This window comes from Streptomyces sp. SID3343 (assembly GCF_009865215.1).
Lineage (GTDB): Bacteria > Actinomycetota > Actinomycetes > Streptomycetales > Streptomycetaceae > Embleya.
In genome coordinates this window covers 1-4,862 of record NZ_WWJX01000734.1, presented here as the reverse complement: position 1 = coordinate 4,862, position 4,862 = coordinate 1, and the positions used below count along the sequence as shown (strand labels likewise).

Genomic DNA, 4,862 nt, shown 5'->3' with positions numbered 1-4,862 from the left:
CGAACCCGACCCCACCCTCCGCCCCACCGCCGGTGCCGGTGCCGGTGCCGGCACCGGCACCGGACCGAGGACGTCCACCCCCGGCGGCAACCGAATCACCGCCAGGAAGTCCGCGATCCCCGCCGGGGTCCCCGTCGCCGAGGCCATCCGCGACACCGGTGGCAGATCCAGTTCGGCCCGCTCCGTCAGCTCGGCCAGCGCGTATCCCTGGGGATCCCACCGGACCAACGCCTGCACCGGGCGCAGCGTCGACTCCGCGACCACCACGACCGTCCCTCCCGCACTCGCCGGCCGGACCAGGCTCGCCGCGTCCAGCCAACGGCGCAGCGCCTCCTCGCCCGCCCGCAGGTCGGGCCGGGTCAGCAGCGCCCAGCCGTCGAGCAGCAGGGCCGCCGCGTAACCCGTCGGCGCGACCGGCTCGGCCCCCGGCGTGGCGATGATCAGCGCAGGCAGATCCGGCACCGCGGTCAGGATCGAGTCGCGCCCCGACGTACGCACCGGCACGGCCGGAAACGCCCGCCCCAACTCCTCCGCGGTCCGCCGCGCGCCGACCACATTCGCCCGCACCCGATCCCCACCGCACACTCGGCAGCGCCACCCCGGCGCCGCCCGCGCACACCACCCACACGTCAACAGCCCGTCACCGGACGGGAGTTCGAGCGGACCGGAACAAAATCCGCAACGCGCCGGCTCCCGGCAGCGTTGACACGCGGTACGCACCAGGTAGCCACGCCTGGGCACCTGCACCAACACCGGCCCGGCCTGCAATGCCTTGCGCGCCGTGTCCCACGCCAGACTCGGCAGCCGGGCCCCGCGCGCGGCCTCGTCGCGGGCGAGGTCGAAATCGCTGCCGATCGTACGAACCAGCGGCGCGGCCGCGCGTACCTGCGCCCGCTCGGCCTCCAACGGCCCCGCCCACCCGGTACGCACCAGTTGTGCCGCCTCGACGGTGGTGGAGTGGCCACCCACTGTGAACGCCGCGTTCTCCCGCGCGGCCCGCATCGCGAGCACCTCGCGCACGTGCGGATAGGGCGCGTTGAGGTCGGCGTGCGAGCCGTCGCCGTCGTTCCACACCAGGGCGAGGCCGAGTTCGACGACCGGCGCGAACATTGCCGCCCGCGTGCCGACCACCGCCCGTACGCTCCCCCGGTTGATCGCCAGCCACCGCCGATAGCGCTCCTCGGGACCGAGCCCGGCGGTCAGCGCGACGTGCCGACCGGGTCCCAGCAGCGCGTTGAGCGCGACATCGACCCGCTCGACCGACTTGGCGTCCGGTACCACCGCGAGCGCACCCCGCCCGGAGGCCAGCGTCGCGGCCAGCGCGCGGGCGATCTCGTCGGGCCAGTGCGGCCCGGGCAGCGCGGTCCACACGCTGCGGGGCGAGTTGCCCGCAGCGAGGTCCGCGAGGTAGGTCGCGCCGTCGCGATAGCGCGCCCACGTGGCGGGCTCGGGCGCGCGGGGGGCCGCCAACGGTTGCGCGACGGGCTCGGCCTCCGCCCGCGCGTGCCGGGCCGGCAGCGCGAGCTGGATGATGTCGGCGAGGGTTCCGGCGTAACGGTCGGCCACGGCGCGCGCGAGTTCGATCATCGGCGGCGCGAGCACGATCTCGGGCGAGGTGACACCGGCGATCGGCGCGAGCGGCCCCCCGTACGTACTGCGCGCGACCCGCTCGACGATCACCCCGTCGATCAGCCCGCCCCCCTGTCGGCGGCCGTCCACGACCTTGGCCCCGAAGCGCACCCGCACCCGCACCCCGGGCCGGGCGACCTCCGCGAACTTGGCCGGGACCGCGTAGTCGAAGAGTCTGTCGAGATGGACGAGCCCCTTGTCGACCACGACCCGCGCGACCGGCAAGTCGTCCGCGAGCCGTTTCGGCTTGGGTCGGCCGGCCCGTGCCTCCCGGGCGGCCCGACGAACACCCTCGACACCGAGAGTGAGCTGTTCGTCGTCCGCTGCACCCTCGACCGGCTCGTTCGTACCCACGTCATGCATCTTGACAGACCGGGCCGACGGGATTCGTGCCGGCGGCCTGGGCCCGTTATCAGCATCCGATCGTGTCGGGCTTCGCCGCTCCGCGCGCGGGCACGGCGTCGCCGGCGTGCGGGTGCCGGGTCACCGTCGTGCCGGGCCCGGTCCCGGTCTTGATCCCGATCCGTGAAGTCACCGAATCGGCCGTGAGCCACCGATACCGATGGATCGTCCCGACCGAGGCCGCGTGCCGCGGACGCCCGCCGCCCGCCGCACGAAGTCGGAAGGCCGAGCGCCACCTACTCGACCTCCACCCCGTGTGCCACCGCGACACCCAGCAGCCCGGCCGTGAAGCCGTTCGCGGTACCCGAGAACGACCACGAACCCTCCGAGCGCACGAACGCGCCGAACACGATGGCCGTTTCGCCCGCTCGCCGGGCCCGTACGGAGTGTTCGCCCAGGTGTGTCCCGTCGGCCTGATCGAGCCTGGTCACCCTGGCGCCGTTCAGCGTGGACAGGTCGCGGCCGGGAGCGCTCTCCTCGTCGACGGCCGCGGCCAGGACGAGGCGGTCGGCCTGTTGGGGGACCAACGCCAGGTCGACGAGGAACGCCACCCCGTCGCCGACCCGCACGGCGCCCTCGGGGCTGGCCGGGTTGTTGAAGAAGACGAAGTGGTCGTCGGTGAGCACGCGTCCGCGCGAGCACACGAAAGCACAGGGGTCCAACGGCGGGGCGGTACCCGCGTCCCACGCGAGTTGGACCAGTACCCGGGTGCCCGGCGCCGCACTCGCACCGCTGCCGGAGCCCAGTCGGCCGCGCAGACCGTGTTGGGCCAGCAGGCCGACGAGTTCGGGGCCGGTGACCAGGCCCAGTGGCTTGTTGCGGATGAACTCGTGGGAGCCGGGCCCGAATCCGGATGTCGTCACCAGAAGGCCCTTGTTCGCGCCGTGGTGTTGGACGGTACCCGCGAGGTCGCGCACGGCCGTCGGCGGCACCGTGTTGCGGTAGCGCTTGACCTGGACCACGATCTTGCCGCCGCGGATCGGGTCGGGGTCGACCGCGACCACGTCCACGCCCTGGTCGCCGCTGCGCGCGGTGGTCTCCACCTGCATGCCCATGCGCTTGAACAACTCGGCGATCAGGTTCTCGAATTCGATCGGGTCCATCCGGTACAAGTCCGGGTCCCCGTCGTCGGCCGGGATCCGGCTCGTGCCCGGCCCGGGCGTGGGCGTCGACACCACGCTGTCGACCGATCGACCCGGCTGCACGGGCGTGGGCCGGTCCGGCCGCGCCGACAACGTGCCCTGCATCGCCTCCAGACACGCCACCGCGTCCACTCGATCCAGCGAGATGTGCCGGAAGTCCTCGGCGCGGGCCGTCACGGTGACCAGACAGGTCCGGCCGGGCCGGCCGGTCGCGGGGTTGACCGCCTCGACGTAGCCGTTGAGCACGACGGAGTCGAGGATGCCCTGGTGGTCGGCGAAGAACAGTTCGGCGAGGATGCGCACCGTGCTCTGCGCGAGCACGTCGCGGTGGATGGCGCGGCGGTCGGTCGCGGTACGCGCGACCTCCTTCTCCTGGTCCTCGGCCTTGACGTAGCGCACCCGCGCGACGGCGGGGACGATCTCCGTGGTCGGGAGTTCGTGGTCGACCACGAGTTGGCGCGCCGACGCGTCGAAGGCGACGGCGGAGCGGTCGGAGAAGCCTTCGGGCCAGTCGGGCGACGCGAGCAGCACACCCTCGAAGTAGTCCTCGACCGCCTCCGGATCGCGCGTGGCGAGCCGCCGGACCAGGTCGTCCACCTGCTCGTTGCGCTGATCGGCAAGCGCGCGTTGACCGTTCGCCCACTCCTGGTACTGGCGGTGGTACGTGTCGAGGCGCTGCTGCCGGTCGTACTCGGCCGCCTGCGCGGCCCGCAGGTCGTACTCGTAGCGCGCGTGTGCCTGCGCGCGCTCCTGTTCGTACCGGGTCTGCGCGCCGGGCGCGAACGAACCCAGACCGGAGGGCGGCGCGACTTGGTAGCGCGCGGGATCCGGCATCGCCATCGGCCGAGCGAGCTCGCCGGCGTCGAACGGCGGGATCTGCACTGCGGCGCGCAAACGTTCGATCCGAAAGCCGGGTTGGCCCAACCGGGCCCGGAGCACACCTTGGAGTTCTCCGACGCGATCCTCGATCTCGGCGGTACGGCGGGCCACTTCGGCCTCGCGGGCCTGCTGGTAGGCGCGTTGCGCCTCGCGGTCGGCCCGGGCGGCGGCCTTCTGCGCCTCGCGGGCGCGGCGTTCGTCGGCCCGCAACTGCTGCTGCTGTAGCCGCAACTCGGCCTCGCGTTGCCGCTGTTGCTGTCGCTGCAGCTCGGCCCATGTCCCCAACACACCGCTGCTCCGCCTACTGGCCACGCTGCCGTCCTTCCACCCTGCCCACACGCCCCCACGCCTGGGGCCATCCTGCCGTGTCGGCCCGACCGAAGCGAAGGCGGCCGGAAACGGACCGAGGCGAGAGCGCGCGGAGCTGCGGGGGCGGCGGGAGTGGCGGGAGCGGCGGCCGGGAACGAACGGAGGCGAAGTGGGCTCGGGGCGAGCCCGGGACGAGCTCGGGACGCGCCCGGGCGTGGCCGGCGTCGGCCGGACCGGCGCGAACGCGTCGCCGCCGGGACGAGACGTCCCGGTGGCGACGCGGTGCGCGCGGCAGCGACGCGGTGGCGTTATTCGCAGGCGGTGCCGTCTCCGTCGCGATCGAGGTGGGCGGCGTAGCCGGGCTCGCCGCGGTGGATGGGCGCGGCACCCGCGGCGCGGACCGCGGTGCAGTTCTTGTAGTAGACCGGGGCGTCACCGCCGCGGTCTTCGGGCGGGTTCACCGTCTTCGGCGGCGTCACCGTCCTGGGCGGGTCCGCCGCG

At 73.7% G+C, this 4,862-nt stretch carries 3 protein-coding genes; all 3 read right to left on the bottom strand.

The genetic code is table 11. The annotated features are described in order from the left end of the window. A partial coding sequence (locus tag GT354_RS22560; RefSeq protein ID WP_346012126.1) for a primosomal protein N' occupies window positions 1-1,983 on the bottom strand: 1,983 nt, incomplete at its 3' end. A 284-nt stretch (window positions 1,984-2,267) separates the two neighbouring features. Continuing rightward, the gene (locus tag GT354_RS22555; protein ID WP_161358189.1) at window positions 2,268-4,364 is read right to left on the bottom strand and encodes a restriction endonuclease; all 2,097 of its coding nucleotides are present in this window, start codon (window positions 4,362-4,364) and stop codon (window positions 2,268-2,270) included. Between the two features lie 305 nt (window positions 4,365-4,669). Continuing rightward, window positions 4,670-4,862: excalibur calcium-binding domain-containing protein (locus tag GT354_RS22550; protein WP_161358188.1), on the bottom strand; the 193-nt coding region annotated here is incomplete at its 5' end.